Origin of the sequence: Streptomyces sp. NPDC053493 (assembly GCF_044544825.1) — a bacterium.
GTDB lineage: Bacteria > Actinomycetota > Actinomycetes > Streptomycetales > Streptomycetaceae > Streptomyces.
Genome location: NZ_JBITXS010000004.1, coordinates 1 through 21,480 on the forward strand (window position 1 = coordinate 1; position 21,480 = coordinate 21,480).

The window sequence follows — 21,480 nt, forward strand, 5'->3', positions numbered from 1 at the left end:
CGACCCTCCCCCCCCCCCCCCCCCACCCCCCACACCCCCCCCCCCCCCCCCCCCCCCCCCCCCCCCCCGCCCCCCCCCCCCCCCCCCCCCCCCCCCCCCCCCCCCCCGCCCACCCCCCCCCCCCCCCCCCCCCCCCCCCCGGCGGCCCCCCCCCCCCCCCCCCCCCCCCCCCCCCCGGGGCCGGGTGGTCAGTGGAGGTAGTAGCCGGCGACGTCGGCGATCAGGTGGACCGAGCCGGCGCGGTTGTAGAACGTCACCTTGCCGTCCTTGACGGGGACGACGACCAGGTTGGGAACGGTCTGGCCGGCGGTGAAGTTCAGGTTGGACGCGGCGGTGCGCTGGGTGCCGTACGGGTAGACGGAGACGAAGCCGCCGGCCGTCGGGCCGGTCGCCGTCACGTTGAGGACGACGGCCGTGGCACCCGGTCGGGGGACGGACAGGCTGACGGTCTGGCCGCCGCCGACGGGACCCTGCGGCACGCCGAGGCCGGAGCGGGTGTCCATGAGGCGGGCCGGAGTGACCGACTTGTACTCGGCGCCGGCGGCGCCGGTCTTGTAGTAGCCGGCGACGTCGGCGATGAGGTCGACGGAGCCGAGGTGGTTGTAGAAGGTGACCTTGCCGTCCTGCACCGGGACGACGACCAGGTTCGGCACCGTCTGACCCGCCGTGAAGTTCAGGTTCGACGCGGCCGAACGCTGCGTCCCGTACGGGTAGACCGAGACGAAGCTCCCGGCGGTCGGGCCGGTCGCGGTCACGTTCAGGACGACCGCCGTGGCGCCCGGCTCGGTGACCGGGAGGGTGACGGTGCCGGCCGGGCCGACCTTGCCCTTGCGGACGCCGAGACCGGAACGGGTGTCCATCAGACGCGCCGGAGTGACCGGGGCGTAGGTGGAGCCGGTGCCGTCGGCGGTGAAGTAGCCGGCCATGTCGGCGATGAGGTCGACCGAGCCGAGGTGGTTGTAGAAGGTGACCTTGCCGTCCTGCACCGGGACGACGACCAGGTTGGGGACGGTCTGACCCGCCGTGAAGTTCAGGTTCGACGCGGCCGAACGCTGGGTGCCGTACGGGTAGACCGAGACGAAGCCGCCGGCGGTCGGGCCGGTCGCGGTCACGTTCAGGACCACCGCCGTCGCGTCCGGCTGCGGAACGGCCAGGGTGACCGTGCCGGCCGGGCCGACCTTGCCCTTGCGGACGCCGAGACCGGAACGGGTGTCCATCAGGCGCACGGGAGTGACCGGCTTGTACGTGCCGAGGTCGGCGGCCAGGCCGCCGCCGAGCAGCAGGTCGCCGTCCACCCGCAGGTCCGCGCCGGTGCCGTCGGCGGGCTTCGCCGTCAGCGTCCAGGTGTAGGCGCCGCTCATGGCGGGCCGGCCGCCGTCGTCCTTTCCGTCCCAGGCGGGGCCGAGCAGACCGCGGGTCTCGCCGCCGGTCAGCGTCCGTACGACGGTGCCGGTGGCGCGGTGGGTGAGGGTCAGCGACCAGGAGGCCGCGGGCTCGGACAGCCACCAGCGCGGCTTCCACGCCGTCTGACGGACGTCCACGGCGGCCGGCACGGCGGCGTCGGCCGCGACCAGGGCGGAGTCCGCCGCTCCGGCGGAGCCGGCGGGCACGACGTGGACGGCCTCGTCGGCGTCGGCGTACGCCACGGGCCCGCCGAAGCGGTCGACGGTCCAGTCCCGGCCCGGCTCGGTGCCGCGCGGAGTGCCGATCACCCGGGTGGCGGCCGCCGCGAGCGGGTCGGCGGCCCGCAGGTCGGTGGTCCGCAGCTCGCCGTCCTTCAGCCAGGCGACGTAGCCGTCGGAGAGGAGGGCGGAGGTGTGGGCGGGCAGCGGTACGGACTTCTGGGCTGCCGTGTCGTAGGCACCGGCCTCGCCGGTGGCGCAGCGCCAGTAGAGGAACGTTCCGGCAGCCTGAAGGTCCGTCACCGCGCAGTCGCCGACGACCGCGCCGCCGCCCGTGGCCCGGCCGGTGCGGACGTCGACGGCCCGCACCTCGGTCCCGCCCTCGTACGTCCACAGCGAGGCGCCGCTGAGCGCGGCCACCGGCCGGGCGGCGGGGCCCGTGTGGACGGTCCGGCCCGTGTCGAGGTCGACGACCTGGACGCGCTCGCCGGTCACCCGCACGGCCGCGTACCGGCCGGAGACGTCCAGCGCCTCGGGCCGCGGGTCCGTCCCCGCGACGGCGACGCCGCGGCCGGGCAGCGAGCCGTCCGCCGCGACGACGCCGAGACCGCTGCCGTCCTTCTTCCGGTACACCAGCCGGCCGTCGCCGGTGGCCAGCGGCACCGGGCAGCCGGCGGCCGGGACGCAGCCGCCCGGGAAGTCCGCCGCGTTCGCGCCGCGGTCCGTGCGCGGCCCGCTGGTCCGCGGAGTGCCGCCGGTCACGGTGAGGTCCTGGGTCCGCAGCCGGGCCTGGGGCCCGTCGAGGCCCGGCAGCCGGCCGACGGTGCTCAGCCGGCCCTGTGCGAGGGCGAGCCGGGTGGTCGCGACGGGCACGCCCGGGGCGTCGGCGACCTTGGTGACGGCGAGAGTGCCCGCCGTGGCGCCGGGCTTGACCGTGTACATGCCCTGGCCGGTGCCCTCGCCGGTGTCGGCGCGGGCGATCACCATGGTGCCGTCGGGCAGGAAGTCGGGCATGGCGGTGGCCCGCTCCAGGACGGTCTTCTCCGGCCCGCCGGTGAGCGGGACGGCGACGACGCGCCAGCTCAGCTCGGCGTACGCGGGCGAGTCGAAGCCCGGCAGCGGCCGGGCGACCAGCACCTGGTCGCCGACGACGCCGAGCAGCTTGGCCGTGTCCGGGCCTTCGACGGTCAGCGTGTGCGCCGGCTTCTGCAGATCGCTCGTCCGGAAGACGGTCAGCCGTCCGTCGTCGTGCCACTGGGAGACGAAGGCGCCGCTCACCTCGGTCTCGTACGGCACGTCCTCGAGCCGGGTCCTCTCCCGCCCGTTGCGGGTGAGGTGGTCCACGAGCGTGACCGGCCCGTACTCGGCGGCCGTGTAGATGCCGTCCCGGTCCCCGCCGAGGATGCCGACGAAGGTCTGGGAGCTGACTCCGTATTCCTCGTGCAGCTTTCCGTCCGAGCCCCAGCTGAGGATGCTCAGCGAGGCCGGGTACGGGGACGAGCTCTCCGTCACGACGGAGTCGCCGAAGGCCCAGCGCAGCCGGTGGCCCGCGGGCAGCTCGACGGTGCGCTCCGAGCCGTCGCGCATGTCGCGCTGGAGGACGGTCCTGCCGTCGCCGACGAAGGCGACGATGTCGGACGAGCTGCCGTAGACGGTCTTGTAGCCGGGCGGTACGGGGACGGGCCTGGTGGTCCCGTCGGCGTACGAGGTCCAGTGGAAGCCCTGCTGCCAGGTCCCGGTCAGGAAGCCGGTGTCGCCCGTCTGCTGGAGCACGGCGGCCTGCGGGTCGCCCGTGGTCTCGGCCGGGACGGTCAGTCCGGCCGGTGCCGGCGGCTCGTCCGCGAACGCGGCCGGCGCGGCGCCGCGGACGATGCCGGTGGCGAGGCCGAGCGCCGTGACGACGGCGACGGCACCCGTACGGGCGAGGTGACGGTTTCTCACTTCTGTTCAGGCCCCCCTGAATCGCATGGATCGGTGCATCAAGCGGAACGGCTGTCAGGACAGCGGAACACCCGCGCCCCGAGGGGACGCGGGTGTTCCGCTGCGGTTCCAGCCGTTCGGTCAGCCGTTCGATGACCGCTTCGGTCAGCCGTTGCGCTTCCAGCGCGGCTTGTCGTCGCGGCGGAAGCCGCCACGGTCGTCACGACGGTCGCGGTTGAACGCGGGGCGCTCGTCGCGACGGTCGCGGTTGAACGGACGGTCGTCGCGACGGTGGTCGCGGTTGAACGGACGGTCGCTGCCGCGGTGGCCGCCGGCGGGGCGGTCGTCGCGACGGTGGTCACGGTTGAAGGACGGACGGTCGTTGTCCCGGCGGAAGCCGCCACGGTCGCCGCCACGGTCACCGTCACGACGGTCGTCACGGCGCTCGAAGCCGCCACGGTCGTCACGACGGTCGCGGTTGAACGACGGGCGCTCGTCGCGACGGTCGCGGTTGAAGGACGGACGGTCGTTGTCGCGGCGGAAGCCGCCACGGTCGTTGTCCCGGCGGAAGCCGCCACGGTCGCCACCGCGGTCACCGTCACGACGGTCGTCACGACGGTCACGGTCGCGGTTGAACGACGGACGGTCGTTGTCCCGGCGGAAGCCGCCACGGTCGCCACCGCGGTCACCGTCACGACGGTCGTCACGACGGTCACGGTCGCGGTTGAACGACGGACGGTCGTTGTCCCGGCGGAAACCACCGCGGTCGCCGCCACGCTCACCGTCACGACGGTCGTCACGGCGCTCGAAGCCACCGCGGTCGTCACGACGGTCGAAGTCGCGGCGCTCCTCCTTCGCGCGCTCCGCCTCCGCGGCCGCGGCGGCCGCGGCGAGCTCCGCCTCGGCGGCCTCGGTCACCTCGGCGATCGCCGCGTCCGGGTCCTCGCCGCGCTCACGGGCGGCACGGGCCACCAGGCGGTCGGCCTCCTCGCGGAGCTCGACGGCACGGCGCTGCAGGCGCTCCAGCTGCTTGGTCAGGTCGGCGACCTCGCGCTCGGCCTGCTTGGCGGCGTTGTTCGCGGAGTCGGCCTGGACCTCGGTCAGGGACCGGGCGCCGGTGATCTCGGCGACCTCCGGGTCGAAGGCGCCGGCACCGCCGACGATGTGGCGCGAGGCGTCCACGCCCGCGTCCTCCATCAGGCGGAAGATCTGGCGGCGCTGGTGCGGCAGGGCCAGCGAGACCACGACGCCGGAGCGGCCGGCACGGGCGGTGCGGCCCGAGCGGTGCAGGTAGTCCTTGTGGTCGCCGGCCGGGTCCACGTTGAGGACCAGGTCGATGCCGTCGACGTGGATGCCGCGGGCGGCGACGTCGGTGGCGACGAGGACGTTGACGTAACCGTCCTTGAAGTCGGCGAGGGTGCGGGTCCGCGCGCCCTGGGTCATGCCGCCGTGCAGCGCGTCGGCCTTCACACCGGCGTCGCGCAGCTGCTCGGCGACGCGGTCGGCGCCCAGCTGGGTGCGGACGAAGATGATGGTGCGGCCCTTGCGGGCGGCGATGGCGGCGGTGACCGGGGCCTTGTCCTTCGGCTTCACGACCAGGACGTGGTGGGTCATGGTGGTGACGGCGCCGGCGGACGGGTCGACCTCGTGGGTGACCGGGTTCACCAGGTAGCGCTTGACCAGGCTGTCGATCTCGTTCTCCAGCGTGGCGGAGAAGAGCAGACGCTGGCCGCCGGCCGGGACCTGGTCGAGCAGCTCGGTGACCTCGGGCAGGAAGCCCAGGTCGGCCATCTGGTCGGCCTCGTCGAGGACGGCGACCTGGACCTGCTCCAGGGAGCAGGCGCCGCGGTTGATGATGTCGCGCAGACGGCCCGGGGTGGCGACGAGGATGTCGACGCCGCGCTCCAGGGCGTAGATCTGGTTGCCCATGGACGTACCGCCGCACACGACCTTCATACGGAGGCCGAGCACGTCGCCGTACGGCTGGAGGGCGTCCGCGACCTGCATCGCGAGCTCACGGGTCGGGGTGAGGATGACGCCGCGGGGCTTCTTCTTCTCGGTGTGGCCGTCGGCCAGGGTCGCGAGCAGCGGCAGACCGAAGGAGAGGGTCTTGCCGGAGCCGGTGCGGCCGCGGCCGAGGATGTCCTTGCCGGCCAGGGCGTCCGGGATGGTCGCGGCCTGGATCGGGAAGGGCGTGGTCACACCGTTCTGGGCGAGCTTGCGCACGACGCCCTCGGGCAGACCCAGGTCACCGAAGGTGATCTGCGGGGTCTCGTCGGCGTCGTCGGCCTCGGCGGCCTCGTCGAGGCGGACCGTCTCGACGATCTCGGTCACCTCGGTGACCTCGGCGACGTCGACGATCTCGTCGGTGTCGATGTTCTCGGCGTTCTCGGGCAGAACGGCGTGATCAGCACTGAAAATGGACATGCGAAATGCGAAACCTTCCGGAGTCTCGGCACGCGCCCGTCAACTCCGTGTTTCGCACAAGACCGCCTCGATGCGGTCAGCCACGGCAAGGGAGAGTACGCGCCAGTCGCGGCGCTCTTCGGTCGTGGCGCCGGGCAAATGGGATCAAACGATCTACCACCATACGCACTCTCCCCCGTCCAAGGCAAACCGAGCCGCGTCACATCCCCGTCACACCGGCCCGGCCTGCGGCGATGCCTCCGGCTCCGTCGTCCCGCCCGGCCCGTCCGCGGCCCGCATGGCGCCCATGTGGGTGTCCGCGCCGGGCGTCGTCGTGGGCGATTCCGTCACCGTCGGCTCGGGCGACGGCTCCTGCGTCGGCTCGGGCGGCTCCTGGGTCGGCGCCGGCGTCGTCGGGTCCACCGGCGGCGCCGGCGTCCCGCCCGGCTCCCCGGATCCGCCGCCCGCGGCCCCGCCCGCGTCCGTCCCGCCGCCCGGCGGCTGCTGAGGCTGCGGCGCCCCGCCCGGACCCGCCGGGCCGGCCCCGCCGGCCGGCGGCTGTGCCGGCGCGGACGCCGATCCGCTCGGCACGGGCGTCTCCTTGCCCTCGCCGTCCGGATCGGGCCCGCTCCGGCCCGTACGGTCGAAGCCGCTCCCGCCCGCACCGCCGCCGGCGAGTCCCCCGTCCTCGCCGGCACCGGCCCCGGCGCCCCGCTTTCCGGCAGAGGTGCTGGGAGCCGGCTTCGCGCCGTCCTCACCGACGCTCATACAGCCGCTGAGGCCCGCGCAGGCGGCGACCGCCAACGCGGTGGCGGCCCATCTCACAGGGGTGGGCAAATGGCGCACGGAGGCACCTCCAGGACACGACCGGCAGGAACGGGACGCGGTTCGAACGCGTTGCCCTTCCCAACTCCCTTTGTGCCACCGGGGACACGCCCACCACGGTGGTCAGCGGCCGAGGCCGAGCAGACCGCCGACGAAGCCGAGCGGCGCGAGCGCCTTGGCGGTGGCCTTGGCGGTGGCCGAGGCCGGCGTGGTGGTGGCGGGCGTGGTGGTGGCGGTGGCCGTGGTCGCGCTCGTGGCCGGCGTGACCGCGGCCGTGGCGGCCGTCGTGGTCGTCGTGGTCGTCGTGTTCGCCATCGCGGCCGGCGCCTTGAGGGCGTCGGCGGCGGCAGCGGCGGCCGTGTCGGTGGTGGCGCCGTTCGTGGTGCGGTCACCCAGGAGGCTCAGGCCCTCCAGGACGTCGTGCACGTCCACCACGTCGTCGATGTCGACCAGGTTGGCCACGCCGTGGACGTCGCCCGTGTCCGCGTGCGCGGTACCCGCCACGCCGAGGAGGGACACGACCGCGACGGTGGCGCCCGCGAGGGAGCGCGTGAAGGTGTTGTTCATGATCCGGAGAACCGCCGCGGCCCCGGCCTGGTCACCACTCGCCCGTGATCGCCACTCCAATGCCACTGCGGTTCACCGCCCCGGCACCGGACAATGGCGGTGTGCTGGAGATGACGCGCGACACGTTCGAAGAACTGGTGGCCCAGGCCCTGGACACGATCCCGCCGGAACTCACCCGGGTGATGGACAACGTGGCCGTGTTCGTCGAGGACGAACCGGACCCGTCCGACCCGGAACTCCTCGGCCTCTACGAGGGAACGCCGCTCACCGAGCGCGGCGAGTGGTACGCCGGCGTCCTGCCGGACCGCATCTCCGTCTACATGGGTCCGACCCTGCGCTACTGCGAGACGGAGGAGGACGTGATCCACGAGGTCGCCGTCACCGTCGTCCACGAGATCGCCCACCACTTCGGCATCGACGACGAACGGCTCCACGAGCTGGGCTGGGGCTGACGCCGGCGCCTCCGGGAAACCGTTTTGGCGATACCGCCCGCCATCCCATATGCTTCTCACGTCCCCGACGCGCTGAGAAGCGCCCAGGTGGGCCCTTAGCCCTCATCGTCTAGTGGCCCAGGACGCCGCCCTTTCAAGGCGGTAGCACGGGTTCGAATCCCGTTGGGGGCACGCACAACCCTGTGCGAGACTTGTCTCGCACACCATATGGTCCTGTGGAGCAGTTGGTTAGCTCGCCACCCTGTCAAGGTGGAGGTCGCGGGTTCAAGTCCCGTCAGGATCGCTGAAGCTGGAAACAGCTTCGTGGCTGGGTAGCTCAGTTGGTACGAGCGATCGCCTGAAAAGCGATAGGTCGCCGGTTCGACCCCGGCCCCAGCCACAGGAGAAGGCCCCGTTCGAAAGAGCGGGGCCTTCGTCGTGTCTCCCTCCCCGCCCTCGCCCAGCGGGGCGGCTCGCCGATCAGGCCGGACCAGACAGCCCGGGCCTGATCGGCGAGGGATGGCCTAGGAGGTCCGGCGGCGCCGGGCGCGCCAGGCCGACGCGGCCGCCACGACCGCGACCACGGCCACGAGCAGCGCCCCGTCGGGCACCGCGCGGCCGAGGCCCGCGACCCGCTCCTCCACGGCGAAGGAGTCGTCGACCGAGAGCAGCCCGGGCAGCGCGGTCGTGCCGTCGAAGACCAGGAAGAGGGTCCCGAGGGCGATGAAGAAGAGGCCCGACAGCAGCGAGGTCGAGTGCAGCTCGAAGCGGCCGGCCCGCAGCGGTCGGCCGCGCAGCCAGCGCCGCCGCCCCAGCTCGTAACGCTCCCAGAGCAGCGCGAGCACGAACAGCGGTACGGCCATGCCCAGCGCGTACACCGCGAGCAGCAGGCCGCCGTAGGCCGGGCTGCCGCTGAGCGCGGCCACGGTCAGGACGCTGCCGAGGATGGGGCCCGCGCAGAAGCCGGCCAGGCCGTACACCAGGCCCAGCGCGTACACGGAGAACGCGGTCGTGGGCCGGATCCGGCCGCTGGCCTCGGCCATCCGGCGGGAGGCGAAGCCCAGGCCGAGGATCTGGAGCAGCCCGAGGGCGACGATCAGCCAGCCGCCGACGGCCACCAGCAGGTCCCGGTGGCCGTAGAAGAGGCGCCCGGCGAAGGAGCCGGCCGCGCCCAGCGGGACGAGGGTGGTGGCCAGACCGGCGTAGAAGATCCCGGTCCGGGACACCAGCCGGGCGCGGGTGTCGACGGAGTACGCGAAGAAGGCCGGGAGCAGCAGGGCGCTGCACGGGCTGAGCAGGGCGAGGAGGCCGCCGAGGAAGGCGGCGAAGTAGCCGATGCCGCCGGTCACCGCGCGGCCCCGCCCGTCCCCGCGGCCCCACCCGACCGCGCGGCCTCGGACTCCGCGGCCCCGGGCTCCGCGGCCCCGGGCTCCGCGGCCCCGCTCGGTCCCGCGGCCTTGGGCGGCGCGGATTCCGGTCCGGCGGGGCGGCTCGCCGACGTCGGTCCGGGCGGCGTCGGCCGGGGCGACGTCGGTCCGGACGACGTCGGCCGGGCCGGGCGGGCCGTCCTCGCCGCCGCCTCGATCGCCTGGGCGAACGCCTCCGTCGGCTGGGCTCCGGCGATCGGCCGGCCGTTGACCAGGAAGGACGGCGTCGAGGTGGCGCCGAGCCCGTAGCCCTCCTCCTGGTCCCTGCGCACCGCCTCCCGGGCCGCCGCGCTGTCCGCGTCCCGCGCGAAGCGGGCCAGGTCGGCGACGCCCGCCGCCTTGGCGAGCTCGGCCAGGCGCTCCTCGCCGAAGCCCTTCTCCTTGGCACCCGGCGCGTACGCGGCCTTGTGGAACTCCCAGAACCGGCCCTGCCGCCCGGCCGCCCACGAGGCGCGAGCCGCCGCCTCCGACTCCTCGCCGAAGATCGGGAAGTTCCGCCACTCGATGCGCAGGGTGCCGGCGTCCACGTACGTCCGCACCAGCTCGGGCTCGGTGTCCCGGGCGAACTTCCCGCAGTAGCCGCACTTGAAGTCGGCGTACTCGATCAGGACGACGGGCGCGTCGGCCCGGCCGAGGGCGAGCCTGTCGGACGGGTCGCGGCGGGCGTAGGACTCCAGCTCGGGATAGATCCCGGCGGACGGGTCGGCGGACACCTCGGCCACCGAGTTCCCGGAGGAGGGCGAGGACGGCTTGGTGGCGGTGTACGAGACGACGGCGAGCAGCGTGGCGGCCAGCGCCACTCCGGCCACGGCGATGACGGGCTTCGACGTGGCGCCGGGCCGGGAGCCGGACGTCCGCCTGGGCGTGGACGTGGGCGTGGACGCGGACTTGGACGCGGACTTGGGCACGGACTTGGGCATGCTGAAGCGCTCCTGGGTACGGAGAAGTGGACGGACGGCGGGAACGAACGCCGACGTCTAAACCCTCAGGACCGACAGCTCCACCGGTGACGGCGGCAGGACGTCCGGCGGCTCCGGCCCCGGCACCGCGTCCGCCACCTCCTGGTCCGTGCCCCAGGCGCCGCACGGTGTCCGCTCCGCCGCGAGCGACGGCAGCAGCTCACCGAAGCCGTGCGGGCGCGGCGGTACGGCAGGGGCCGAGGCTCCCTCGCCGCCGTGGCTCTCGCCGCAGCCGGGCCCCGCCGGGGCGGCCGCGGCCGGCTTCCCGACCGGGGCCGGCGCGACCGTTCCGCACACCATCAGGCCCATGACCAGCCCCGCCAGCGCGGCGAAGGCCGCCAGCGCGCGCAGGGTGCGGGACATGCGGAAACCTTTCGGGGCGTGCTGGCCGGTGTGCCCGAAATATTACGCAGCGCGGCCGCCGCCGCTCGCGGACCCACTCGTAAATCGGTTCGCCGCTTCTCGGCCGCAGGTGCGATCCTGGATCCCGTATGTCTACTTCCTTCGCCGCCCTCCAGACCGTCCTGGCCGAGGTCTCGCTGCGGGACTCCCACCGGCTCGGCCGCCGTCTCGAAGGCGCCCGCCGCATCCGCAAGCCCGAGGCCCGCGAGGCCGTCCTGGACGAGATCGCCGCCGAGGCCGGCAAGGCCAAGGAGCGGGTCGAGGCACGCGCCGCGCGCGTGCCCACCGTCACGTATCCCGAGCAGCTCCCGGTCTCGCAGAAGAAGGACGAGATCCTGGAGGCGATACGCGACCACCAGGTCGTGATCGTCGCCGGTGAGACCGGCTCCGGAAAGACGACGCAGATCCCGAAGATCTGCCTGGAGCTGGGCCGGGGCGTCCGGGGCATGATCGGGCACACCCAGCCCCGCCGGATCGCCGCCCGCACGGTCGCCGAGCGCGTCGCCGAGGAGCTGCGGACACCGCTGGGCGAGGCGGTCGGCTGGAAGGTCCGCTTCACCGACCAGGTGAACCCGGACGCGACCTTCGTCAAGCTGATGACGGACGGCATCCTGCTCGCCGAGATCCAGACGGACCGCGAGCTGCGCGCGTACGACACGATCATCATCGACGAGGCCCACGAGCGGTCCCTCAACATCGACTTCCTGCTCGGCTATCTGGCCCAGCTGCTGCCGAAGCGCCCGGACCTGAAGGTCGTCATCACCTCGGCGACCATCGACCCGGAGCGCTTCTCCCGCCACTTCGGCGACGCGCCCATCGTGGAGGTCTCCGGCCGCACGTATCCGGTCGAGGTCCGCTACCGCCCGCTCCTGGAAGAGGACTCCGAGGAGGCCGACCGCGACCAGATCACCGCGATCTGCGACGCGGTCGACGAGCTCCAGAAGGAGGGGCCGGGCGACGTCCTGGTCTTCCTCTCCGGAGAGCGCGAGATCCGCGACACCGCGGACGCGCTGCTCAAGAAGAGACTCTTCAACACCGAGATCCTGCCGCTGTACGCGCGCCTCTCGCACGCCGAGCAGCACCGGGTCTTCCAGGCCCACTCCGGCCGCCGGATCGTCCTCGCCACGAACGTCGCCGAGACCTCGCTGACCGTCCCGGGCATCAAGTACGTGATCGACCCGGGCACCGCCCGCATCTCGCGCTACTCGCACCGCACCAAGGTGCAGCGCCTGCCGATCGAGCCGATCAGCCAGGCCAGCGCCAACCAGCGCAAGGGCCGCTGCGGCCGTACGTCGGACGGCATCTGCATCCGCCTCTACTCCGAGGACGACTTCCTCACCCGGCCCGAGTTCACGGACGCGGAGATCCTCCGCACCAACCTGGCCTCCGTCATCCTCCAGATGACCGCGGCCGGCCTCGGCGACATCGAGAAGTTCCCGTTCATCGACCCGCCGGACCACCGCAACATCCGCGACGGCGTGCAGCTCCTCCAGGAACTGGGCGCGCTGAACCCGGCCGAGAAGGACCCGAAGAAGCGGCTCACCGAGCAGGGCCGCAAGCTCTCCCAGCTGCCCGTCGACCCGCGGCTCGCCCGCATGGTCCTGGAGGCCGACAAGAACGGCTGTGTCCGCGAGGTCATGGTGATCGCGGCGGCGCTGTCCATCCAGGACCCGCGCGAGCGGCCGGCCGAGAAGCAGGCGCAGGCCGACCAGCTGCACGCCCGCTTCAAGGACGAGACCAGCGACTTCCTCGCGTACCTCAACCTCTGGCGCTACGTCCGCGAGCAGCAGAAGGAGCGCGGCTCCAGCTCCTTCCGCCGGATGTGCAAGCAGGAGTACCTGAACTTCCTGCGGATCCGCGAGTGGCAGGACATCTACGCCCAGCTGCGGACGGTCGCCAAGCAGATGGGGATCCACCTCAACGAGGAGGACGCCCCGGAGCAGTCCGTGCACGTCTCGCTGCTCGCCGGCCTGCTCTCGCACATCGGCCTCAAGGACGTGAAGGAGGCGAAGGACGCCAAGCGCGAGGGCACCCGGAACGAGTACCTGGGCGCCCGCAACGCCAAGTTCGCGATCTTCCCCGGCTCCGCGCTCTTCAAGAAGCCGCCGCGGTTCGTCATGTCCGCCGAGCTGGTGGAGACCTCGCGGCTCTGGGCCCGGGTCAACGCCCGGATCGAGCCCGAGTGGATCGAGCCGCTCGCCCAGCACCTGGTGAAGAAGACGTACAGCGAGCCGCACTGGGAGAAGGACCAGGCGGCCGTGATGGCGTTCGAGAAGGTGACGCTGTACGGCGTGCCGATCGTCGCCGACCGCAAGGTGAACTACGGGCGGATCGACCCGGAGGTCTCGCGCGAGCTGTTCATCCGCAACGCGCTGGTCGAGGGCGACTGGCGCACCCACCACAAGTTCTTCGCCGACAACCGCAAGCTGCTGACCGAGGTCGAGGAGCTGGAGCACCGCGCCCGGCGCCGGGACATCCTCGTCGACGACGAGACGCTCTTCGACTTCTACGACAAGCGGGTGCCCGAACACGTCGTGTCGGGCGCGCACTTCGACTCGTGGTGGAAGCACAAGCGGCGCGAGGAGCCGGAGTTCCTCGACTTCGAGCGCGAGATGCTCATCAACGAGAAGGCGGGTGCGGTCACCAAGGACGACTACCCGGACTCGTGGCGGCAGGGCGCGCTGAAGTTCCGGGTGACCTACCAGTTCGAGCCGGGCGCGGACGCGGACGGCGTGACGGTCCACGTGCCGCTCCAGGTGCTCAACCAGGTCACGGACGAGGGCTTCGACTGGCAGATCCCGGGCCTGCGCGAGGAGGTCGTCACGGAGCTGATCCGCTCGCTGCCGAAGCCGATCCGCCGCCACTACGTGCCCGCGCCGAACTTCGCCGCCCGCTTCCTGGACTCGGTGGTGCCGGTGCAGGAGCCGCTGACGACGGCGCTCGCGCGCGAGCTGCAGCGGATGGTCGGCGTCCCGGTCACGGCGGACGACTTCGACTGGGCGAAGGTGCCCGAGCATCTGAAGATCACCTTCCGGATCGTCGACGAGCGGCGCCGGAAGCTGGCCGAGGACAAGGACCTGGAGACGCTGCGGCTGAAGCTGCGCCCGAAGGCCCGCCAGGCGCTCTCCAAGGCCGCCGCGGCGGCCACGGGCGGCCCGGACGGCTCCGGGCCCTCCCTGGAGCGCACGGGGCTCAAGGAGTGGTCGATCGGCACGCTCACGAAGGTCTTCGAGACCCGGCGGGCCGGCCAGCCGGTCAAGGCGTACCCGGCGCTGGTGGACGAGGGCGACAGCGTCGCCGTACGGCTCTTCGACTCGGAGGCCGAGCAGGCGCAGGCGATGTGGCGCGGCACCCGGAAGCTGATCATGCTGAACATCCCGGTGAACCCGGCGAAGTTCGCCTCGGACAAGCTGACCAACCAGCAGAAGCTGGCCCTGTCCGCGAACCCGCACGGCTCGATCCAGGCCCTGTTCGAGGACTGCGCGACCGCCGCGGCCGACAAGCTGATCGCGGACCACGGCGGGCCGGTGTGGGACGAGGAGTCCTTCCGGAAGCTGTACGACAAGGTCCGCGCCGACCTCGTCGAGCTGACCGTGCGGACGGTGGGCCAGGTCCAGCAGGTCCTGGCGGCCTGGCAGGCCTGCGAGCGGCGCCTGAAGGCCACCGCCAGCCCGGCGCTGCTGCCGAACCTCCAGGACGTGCGGGAGCAGCTGTCCTGGCTGATGCCGGCCGGCTTCGTCACCCGTACGGGCCTGAAGCGGCTGCCGGACCTGATGCGCTACCTGGTGGCGGTGGACCGGCGGCTGCAGCAGATGCCGACGGGCGTGCAGCGTGACACCACCCGGATGGAGAAGGTGCACGAGATGCTGGACGAGCACGCCTGGCTGCTCGAGCAGCTTCCGAAGGGCCGGCCGGTGCCGTCGTCGGTGACGGACATCCGCTGGATGATCGAGGAGCTGCGGGTCAGCTACTTCGCGCACGCCCTCGGCACGGCGCACCCGGTGTCGGACAAGCGGATCGTGAAGGCGATCGACGCCGCCGTCCCGTAGCCGGTCCAGGGGCCGGTGCACCGGCCGGTCCACGGCCCGTCCGCGGGCCGGTGCACCGCCGGTTCGACCAGACCGCTGACCTGCTGTACAGTTTTCCTCGCAGCCACGCTTCAGAGGCTGCGAAGGTCCTGTGGAGCAGTTGGTTAGCTCGCCACCCTGTCAAGGTGGAGGTCGCGGGTTCAAGTCCCGTCAGGATCGCTCTCGAAGAAGGCCCGCACCGATCGGTGCGGGCCTTCTTGCGTTCCCACGATCGAGGGACCAAGGTCCCACCAAGGGGTGACCGACGGCGTGTTGGCGAACTCCGTGGGACTGGAAGGCTGTTCTGTGGCAAGTCTTCGGCAGTGTGACGGGTGTCACTGAATCCGTTTCAGAAAGTGCCGTCCTTACACCCTCCCTACACCGCCCCGATTTAATATGTGCAATTGCACGGGATCCGCGCGGGCGCAGGCGGGCAAAAGAAGATCGCGCTGGACCCGGCGGAGTCCAGCGCGATCGATGACGCAGAACCTGTTGGGGCAGGTACTCGTCGGCAGAGCTTGGGGTGGGCGGACCGGGTTGGGGGACCCGGGATGTGCCCGGTGTTACGGGGTGTCGCGTGCTTCGCGGGCGCCTCAGGCCTCGCTGCGCTGCTGCGGAATGCCCGCCAGCAGAGCGCGGACCTCGGCCTCGCGGTACCGGCGGTGCCCACCCAGGGTGCGGATGGACGTGAGCTTGCCGGCCTTCGCCCAACGGGTCACCGTCTTCGGGTCCACGCGGAACATCGTGGCAACCTCGGCAGGGGTCAGCAGCGGCTCGGCATCAGGGGTGCGAGCGGTCATGAGCGGCCTCCTCGGGAGAACCGAACCTTCTCGGTTCTTTCCTCTAAATTCTGCACCTTGACCCGCCTTGCCCGAAATGGCAGAAGCGGGCCGAGTCGGTTATAGGACGAACGGCTTGTCCTCGGCACTACAACTACACCATCCGTCCAGCCACGTCGGCCAAACCGATGGAATTGCCCTCGCAGGTGTTCATCAGCGGCGGAAGTCGATGGACCATGCCATAACGGACAGTCACGCCACTGTGACGATCAGTCACAGAGCGATCAGGAGTCCTCAGACCCCCCATAGAGTGCAATGCTGAGCGTTCCGCCCATACTTGGACGGAAGGAACCCTCCCCGGACTCCTTGTCCTATTTTGGCACGAGGGTGGGCGATGGGCGCAAGGGTACGGTAAGTGCTGTCCGTCACGCTTGAGCCAAAGGCCCGGATCGGGACCTACGTCCTGCCCCACCCGTCCCAAGGGCCCCACAGAGCACACCAAAGGTCCGAACAGGTGTCCAGAGCAGAAGATCATTTACATCAGGTGGACATGTCCTGCGGATGGTCAGCTGGCGAACTCCAGGTTGCGGACCGCCCGCCACCGCTCGGCGAACCGCCCGTAGGCCTCCTGCGCGAGCTCCCCGTCACCGTCCCGCAGCGCCGCGATGCCCTCCGCCACGTCCGCCGCCGACCGGTCCGCCGCCAGCGACTCCGCCGCCACCGCGTGCACCAGACCGCCGTAGTCCAGCTCCACCAGCGCCCGCGGATGGAACTCCTCCAGCCAGCGCCCCACGTCCACCAGACTCTCCGTCATCGGACCGTCCTCGATCGCGCCCCGCAGCGCCTTCAGGGCCCGCGCCAGCCGCCTGCGCGCCTGCGCCATCGACGTCCGGTACCGCAGCACGGGCGCCACGGCCGGCGCCCGACCCGGCTCGTACTCCCGCTCCTCGTCCGCGAAGAGCGTGAACCAGCTCAGCGGCACCCGCCACACCGCGCCCCGGATCCACGGCCGCGCGTCCGGGTTCCGCTCCCGCCACCGCTCGTGGTCCGCCGTCACCTGGGCCCGCACCACCGGCGGCAGCATCGCGTCCAGGACCGGCGCCGGCAGCGTCCCGCCGGTCAGTTCCGTCAGCGCCAGCCAGCCGCGCAGCCGGGTCCGCCACGGGCAGACGAGCACCACGCCGTCCCGCGTCGTCACGAACGCGTCCCCGCTCTCCCGCACCGGCACCGGGACCGGCGGCACCGGCACCAAGTCGGCCAGCGAGCCGCGCAGTTCGTCCTGCGCGTCCGGAGTGTCCGTACGGCGCGCGTAGCCCGCCCAGTGACTGCGCTCCGGCTCCGGGAACGCCGCCAGCGGCTCGTACACCCGGAGGTAGGAGGCATAGGGCACGAGCACCGAGGAGCGGACCGACATGTCGCAAATCCTTCCACGCACGTACTCCTGGAGGGGGTGATCCTCAGCACTGCGTCACTGCTACGGCCAGGTAGGACTTACCCTTCTGCCGACCTGGTCCCACCCCCACCCGCAGGGGGGACCTTCCGCCGATTCTTCTTGGGAGTCACCACCGTGACCGATGCGACCGGCGTTCCTGACGTACTGCACACCCTGTTCCACTCGGGACAGGGAGGCCACGAGCAAGTCGTGCTGTGCCAGGACCGCGCCACCGGCCTCAAGGCCGTCATCGCCCTCCACAACACCGCCCTGGGCCCCGCCCTCGGCGGCACCCGCTTCTACCCGTACGCCACCGAGGCCGAGGCGATCGCCGACGCGCTCAACCTCTCCCGCGGCATGTCGTACAAGAACGCCATGGCCGGCCTGGACCACGGCGGCGGCAAGGCCGTCATCATCGGCGACCCCGAGAAGATCAAGACCGAGGAGCTGCTCCTCGCCTACGGCCGCTTCGTCGCGTCCCTCGGCGGCCGCTACGTCACGGCCTGCGACGTCGGCACCTACGTCGCCGACATGGACGTCGTGGCCCGCACCAACCGCTGGACCACCGGCCGCTCCCCCGAGAACGGCGGCGCCGGCGACTCCTCCGTCCTGACCGCCTTCGGCGTCTTCCAGGGCATGCGCGCCTCCGCGCAGGCCGTGTGGGGCGACCCGACGCTGCGGGGCCGCAAGGTCGGCGTCGCGGGCGTCGGCAAGGTCGGCCACTACCTGGTCGAGCACCTGATCTCCGACGGCGCCGAGGTCGTCGTCACGGACGTCCGCGAGGAGTCGGTGCGCCGGATCACCGACAAGTACCCGCAGGTCACCGTCGTGGCCGACACCGACGCCCTGATCCGCACCGAGGGCCTGGACGTCTACGCGCCCTGCGCGCTCGGCGGCGCCCTCGACGACCACACCGTGCCGTTCCTGACCGCGCGGATCGTCTGCGGCGCGGCCAACAACCAGCTGGCCCACCCCGGCGTCGAGAAGGACCTGGAGGCGCGCGGCATCCTCTACGCGCCCGACTACGTCGTCAACGCCGGTGGCGTGATCCAGGTCGCCGACGAGCTGCACGGCTTCGACTTCGACCGCTGCAAGGCCAAGGCGACGAAGATCTTCGACACCACGCTCGAAATCTTCGCACGTGCGAAGTCGGACGGGATTCCGCCGGCCGCGGCGGCCGACCGGATCGCCGAGCAGCGCATGGCCGAGGCGCGCACGGCCTGAGCTTGACAGGGACGGCCCGCCGGCCGGCCGGGCGCTCGCGCGCGATTCGCGAGACTTCGCTCACGCCGATCGGCGGGTCGGACCTCAAGAAGAGGTTAAAATCGCGATTGACCAGCGAGGACAGGGCACCTCGATGGTTCTGTACCGGGGTATGTGATGCGCGCGGCGTACCGTAGACCGACGGAAACAGGTACCGTTGAAGCCCTACGGACCGGTCTCTCTTCGAGAGCCCGTTCTGGATCATGAACGCGTGTCAAGACTCTGGGGCCAAAGAGCCCCGTCACCGAGGGGGTCGAGCCATGGGGCGCGGCCGGGCAAAGGCCAAGCAGACCAAGGTCGCCCGCCAGCTGAAGTACAGCAGCGGCGGGACTGACCTGTCGCGTCTGGCCAGCGAGCTGGGCGCATCGACTTCGAGCCAGCCGCCGAATGGCGAGCCGTTCGAGGACGACGACGAGGAAGACGACCCGTACGCGCAGTACGCGGATCTCTACAACACGGACGACGAGGACGAGGACGACGAGTCCGGTCCGGCGTCCACTCAGCGTCGCGCTTGACCTTCTGAACACCGAAACCCGGTCCGGGGCACCCGGACCGGGTTTCTGCGCTGTCCGGACCGCCCCCTTTGGAGGAAACGCCGAAGGAGCAGCCTCCGAGAGGCCGCTCCTTCGTGGCTTTCGCCGATCGCGCTTCCGGTCCTACTTCGCGTAGTCCCCGACCAGCTCCGCGCCCGTCGCACGGTCGCCGCGCTCGGTGATCTCACCGGCCACCCACGACTCCACGCCCCGGTCCTCCAGGGTCGCCAGGGCCACGTCCACGGACTCGGCCGGCACCACGGCCATCATGCCGACGCCCATGTTGAGGGTCTTCTCCAGCTCCAGGCGCTCGACCTGCCCGGCCTTGCCGACGAGGTCGAAGACGGCGCCCGGGGCCCAGGTCGAGCGGTCGACCGTGGCGTGCAGCCCGTCCGGGATCACCCGCGCCAGGTTCGCGGCGAGGCCGCCGCCCGTGATGTGGCTGAAGGCGTGCACATCGGTCGTCCGGGTGAGCGCCAGACAGTCGAGCGAGTAGATCTTGGTGGGCTCCAGGAGCTCCTCGCCCAGGGTCCGGCCGAACTCCTCGACCTGCTGGTCGAGGCTCATCCCGGCCCGGTCGAAGACCACGTGGCGGACGAGCGAGTACCCGTTGGAGTGAAGCCCGGAGGACGCCATGGCGATGACCGCGTCACCCGTACGGATGCGATCGGCGCCCAGCAGCCGGTCGTGCTCCACGACGCCCGTGCCCGCGCCGGCCACGTCGAAGTCGTCCGGCCCGAGCAGACCCGGGTGCTCGGCGGTCTCGCCGCCGACCAGGGCGCAGCCGGCCAGGACGCAGCCCTCGGCGATGCCCTTGACGATGGCGGCGACCCGCTCCGGGTGGACCTTGCCGACGCAGATGTAGTCGGTCATGAAGAGCGGCTCGGCGCCGCAGACGACGATGTCGTCCATGACCATGGCGACCAGGTCGTGGCCGATGGTGTCGTACACGCCCATCTGGCGGGCGATGTCGACCTTCGTGCCGACACCGTCGGTGGCCGAGGCGAGCAGCGGACGCTCGTAGCGCTTGAGGGCGGAGGCGTCGAAGAGGCCGGCGAAACCGCCGAGGCCGCCGAGGACCTCGGGGCGCTGCGTCTTCTTCACCCACTCCTTCATGAGCTCGACGGCGCGGTCGCCCGCTTCGATGTCGACGCCCGCGCTCGCGTAGCTGGCGCCGCCCTCGGCATAGGGGTGCTGAGACATGACTTCAGAGCTTTCGTGTCGTCGTGCTCGTACCGCTCGCGCCGCGGGTCGCGGCGCGAGCGGCGGGGTCTTACGGGCGGCGCAGGGCGTCGGCGGCCGCGGTGGCGGCGGGGCCCGCGGCCAGCTCGGTCTCCAGGAGCTGCTTCCCCAGCAGCTCCGGGTCCGGAAGCTCCATCGGGTACTCGCCGTCGAAGCAGGCGCGGCACAGGTTGGGCTTCTGGATGGTGGTCGCCTCGATCATCCCGTCGAGCGAGATGTACGACAGCGAGTCCGCGCCGAGCGACTTGCCGATCTCCTCGACCGACATGCCGTTGGCGATCAGCTCCGCGCGGGTGGCGAAGTCGATGCCGAAGAAGCAGGGCCACTTCACCGGCGGCGAGGAGATCCGGATGTGGACCTCGGCGGCGCCGGCCTCGCGGAGCATCCGGACCAGCGCGCGCTGGGTGTTGCCGCGGACGATCGAGTCGTCGACGACCACCAGGCGCTTGCCCTTGATGACTTCCTTGAGCGGGTTCAGCTTCAGCCGGATGCCCAGCTGGCGGATGGTCTGCGAGGGCTGGATGAAGGTCCGGCCGACGTAGGCGTTCTTGACCAGGCCGGCGCCGAACGGGATGCCGGAGGCCTCCGCGTAGCCGATCGCGGCCGGGGTGCCGGACTCCGGCGTCGCTATCACCAGGTCGGCCTCGACGGGCGCCTCCTTGGCGAGCCGGCGGCCCATCTCCACGCGGGAGAGGTACACGTTCCGGCCGGCGATGTCGGTGTCGGGACGCGCCAGGTACACGTACTCGAAGACACAGCCCTTGGGCTTCGCTTCCGCGAATCGCGACGTGCGGATGCCGTTCTCGTCGATGGCGATCATCTCGCCCGGCTCGACCTCGCGGACGAAGCTCGCACCGCAGATGTCGAGCGCGGCGGACTCGGAGGCGACCACCCAGCCGCGCTCCAGCCGGCCGAGCACCAGCGGGCGGATGCCCTGCGGGTCACGGGCCGCGTAGAGCGTGTGCTCGTCCATGAAGACGAGGGAGAAGGCGCCCCGGACCTCGGGGAGGACCTTCGCGGCCGCCTGCTCGATGGTGAGCGGCGTGCCGTCCTCGGCCACCTGGCCCGCGAGCAGCGCGGTGACCAGGTCGGTGTCGTTGGTGGCGGCGACCTGGGTGGCCCGGCCCTCCTTCTTGGGAAGGTCGGCGACCATCTCGGCCAGCTGCGCCGTGTTCACCAGGTTGCCGTTGTGGCCGAGCGCGATCGAGCCGTGGGCGGTCGCCCGGAAGGTCGGCTGAGCGTTCTCCCACACGGACGCTCCGGTGGTCGAGTAGCGGGCGTGACCGACCGCGATATGACCCTGGAGGGAACCGAGAGAGGTCTCGTCGAAGACCTGGGAGACAAGTCCCATGTCCTTGAAGACGAGGATCTGGGAGCCGTTGCTGACCGCGATTCCCGCGGATTCCTGACCCCGATGCTGGAGGGCGTAGAGCCCGAAGTACGAGAGCTTTGCGACCTCTTCGCCCGGAGCCCAGACACCGAAGACGCCGCAGGCGTCCTGGGGGCCCTTCTCACCGGGGAGCAGGTCGTGGTTGAGTCGTCCGTCACCACGTGGCACGCCACCGAGTGTAGGCGAGATCGACCACCGGTCCGAATTCGCTCAGG

At 71.8% G+C, this 21,480-nt stretch carries 15 protein-coding genes and 4 tRNA genes; 8 read left to right on the forward strand and 11 right to left on the reverse strand.

Annotated features, from left to right (window positions below):
• Nucleotides 1-188 precede the first annotated feature (188 nt).
• The 4 genes from ACIGO8_RS13295 to ACIGO8_RS13310 form a co-directional block, all read right to left on the reverse strand.
• Entirely contained in the window at nt 189-3,563 is a 3,375-nt protein-coding gene (locus ACIGO8_RS13295) for a FlgD immunoglobulin-like domain containing protein (protein WP_399728584.1), read from the reverse strand.
• Between the two features lie 144 nt (nt 3,564-3,707).
• Nucleotides 3,708-5,969, reverse strand: coding sequence for a DEAD/DEAH box helicase (locus tag ACIGO8_RS13300; protein WP_399728587.1), 2,262 nt, complete (start codon nt 5,967-5,969; stop codon nt 3,708-3,710).
• Nucleotides 5,970-6,179: 210 nt separating this feature from the next.
• Entirely contained in the window at nt 6,180-6,716 is a 537-nt protein-coding gene (locus ACIGO8_RS13305; RefSeq protein WP_399728590.1) for a hypothetical protein, read from the reverse strand.
• A gap of 180 nt (nt 6,717-6,896) precedes the next feature.
• The gene (locus ACIGO8_RS13310) at nt 6,897-7,340 is read right to left on the reverse strand and encodes a hypothetical protein (protein ID WP_399728593.1); all 444 of its coding nucleotides are present in this window, start codon (nt 7,338-7,340) and stop codon (nt 6,897-6,899) included.
• A 101-nt stretch (nt 7,341-7,441) separates the two neighbouring features.
• Here ACIGO8_RS13310 and ACIGO8_RS13315 point away from each other — a divergent pair, with 101 nt between their 5' ends.
• The 4 genes from ACIGO8_RS13315 (at nt 7,442) to ACIGO8_RS13330 (ending at nt 8,171) form a co-directional block, all read left to right on the forward strand.
• Nucleotides 7,442-7,792 carry a metallopeptidase family protein gene (locus ACIGO8_RS13315; protein ID WP_399728596.1) on the forward strand — a complete coding sequence of 117 codons (351 nt, stop codon included), beginning with the start codon at nt 7,442-7,444 and terminating at the stop codon, nt 7,790-7,792.
• 98 nt (nt 7,793-7,890) lie between these two features.
• Nucleotides 7,891-7,963, forward strand: a tRNA-Glu gene (locus ACIGO8_RS13320).
• Nucleotides 7,964-8,001: 38 nt separating this feature from the next.
• Nucleotides 8,002-8,075, forward strand: a tRNA-Asp gene (locus tag ACIGO8_RS13325).
• Between the two features lie 22 nt (nt 8,076-8,097).
• Nucleotides 8,098-8,171 (forward strand) — tRNA-Phe (locus ACIGO8_RS13330).
• A gap of 124 nt (nt 8,172-8,295) precedes the next feature.
• Here ACIGO8_RS13330 and ACIGO8_RS13335 read toward each other — a convergent pair.
• From ACIGO8_RS13335 to ACIGO8_RS13345, 3 genes are read right to left on the reverse strand one after another with little or no spacing between them, the layout of a single operon-like run.
• Complete coding sequence (locus ACIGO8_RS13335; protein WP_399728599.1) at nt 8,296-9,120, reverse strand: cytochrome c biogenesis CcdA family protein; 825 nt, start codon at nt 9,118-9,120, stop codon at nt 8,296-8,298.
• Nucleotides 9,117-10,118 carry a thioredoxin domain-containing protein gene (locus ACIGO8_RS13340; RefSeq protein WP_399728602.1) on the reverse strand — a complete coding sequence of 334 codons (1,002 nt, stop codon included), beginning with the start codon at nt 10,116-10,118 and terminating at the stop codon, nt 9,117-9,119. The genes ACIGO8_RS13335 and ACIGO8_RS13340 overlap by 4 nt, the downstream gene beginning before the upstream one ends.
• Nucleotides 10,119-10,175: 57 nt before the next feature.
• The gene (locus tag ACIGO8_RS13345) at nt 10,176-10,520 is read right to left on the reverse strand and encodes a hypothetical protein (RefSeq protein WP_399728605.1); all 345 of its coding nucleotides are present in this window, start codon (nt 10,518-10,520) and stop codon (nt 10,176-10,178) included.
• Between the two features lie 128 nt (nt 10,521-10,648).
• On the opposite strand from ACIGO8_RS13345, the gene hrpA reads away from it, so the two are divergent.
• On the forward strand, nt 10,649-14,608 hold the full coding sequence (hrpA, locus tag ACIGO8_RS13350) for an ATP-dependent RNA helicase HrpA (RefSeq protein ID WP_399728607.1): 3,960 nt from the start codon (nt 10,649-10,651) through the stop codon (nt 14,606-14,608).
• 124 nt (nt 14,609-14,732) lie between these two features.
• A tRNA-Asp gene (locus ACIGO8_RS13355) sits at nt 14,733-14,806 on the forward strand.
• 413 nt (nt 14,807-15,219) lie between these two features.
• Here ACIGO8_RS13355 and bldC read toward each other — a convergent pair.
• Nucleotides 15,220-15,426 carry a developmental transcriptional regulator BldC gene (gene bldC, locus ACIGO8_RS13360; RefSeq protein ID WP_003949541.1) on the reverse strand — a complete coding sequence of 69 codons (207 nt, stop codon included), beginning with the start codon at nt 15,424-15,426 and terminating at the stop codon, nt 15,220-15,222.
• Between the two features lie 544 nt (nt 15,427-15,970).
• Nucleotides 15,971-16,819 carry a hypothetical protein gene (locus ACIGO8_RS13365; RefSeq protein WP_399728610.1) on the reverse strand — a complete coding sequence of 283 codons (849 nt, stop codon included), beginning with the start codon at nt 16,817-16,819 and terminating at the stop codon, nt 15,971-15,973.
• Nucleotides 16,820-16,972: 153 nt separating this feature from the next.
• Between ACIGO8_RS13365 and ACIGO8_RS13370 the strand changes: the two genes are divergently transcribed.
• Nucleotides 16,973-18,061 carry a Leu/Phe/Val dehydrogenase gene (locus ACIGO8_RS13370; protein WP_399728613.1) on the forward strand — a complete coding sequence of 363 codons (1,089 nt, stop codon included), beginning with the start codon at nt 16,973-16,975 and terminating at the stop codon, nt 18,059-18,061.
• A gap of 299 nt (nt 18,062-18,360) precedes the next feature.
• Nucleotides 18,361-18,615 (forward strand): DUF3073 domain-containing protein, encoded by a 255-nt coding sequence (locus ACIGO8_RS13375; RefSeq protein WP_356068407.1) that lies wholly within the window; start codon nt 18,361-18,363, stop codon nt 18,613-18,615.
• A 141-nt stretch (nt 18,616-18,756) separates the two neighbouring features.
• Here ACIGO8_RS13375 and purM read toward each other — a convergent pair whose 3' ends face one another.
• A complete protein-coding gene (purM, locus tag ACIGO8_RS13380; protein ID WP_399728617.1) occupies nt 18,757-19,836 on the reverse strand; it encodes a phosphoribosylformylglycinamidine cyclo-ligase in 1,080 nt (359 codons plus the stop codon).
• A gap of 70 nt (nt 19,837-19,906) precedes the next feature.
• Nucleotides 19,907-21,433, reverse strand: a complete 1,527-nt coding sequence (gene purF / locus ACIGO8_RS13385) for an amidophosphoribosyltransferase (protein WP_399728619.1) — start codon at nt 21,431-21,433, stop codon at nt 19,907-19,909.
• Nucleotides 21,434-21,480 lie beyond the last annotated feature (47 nt).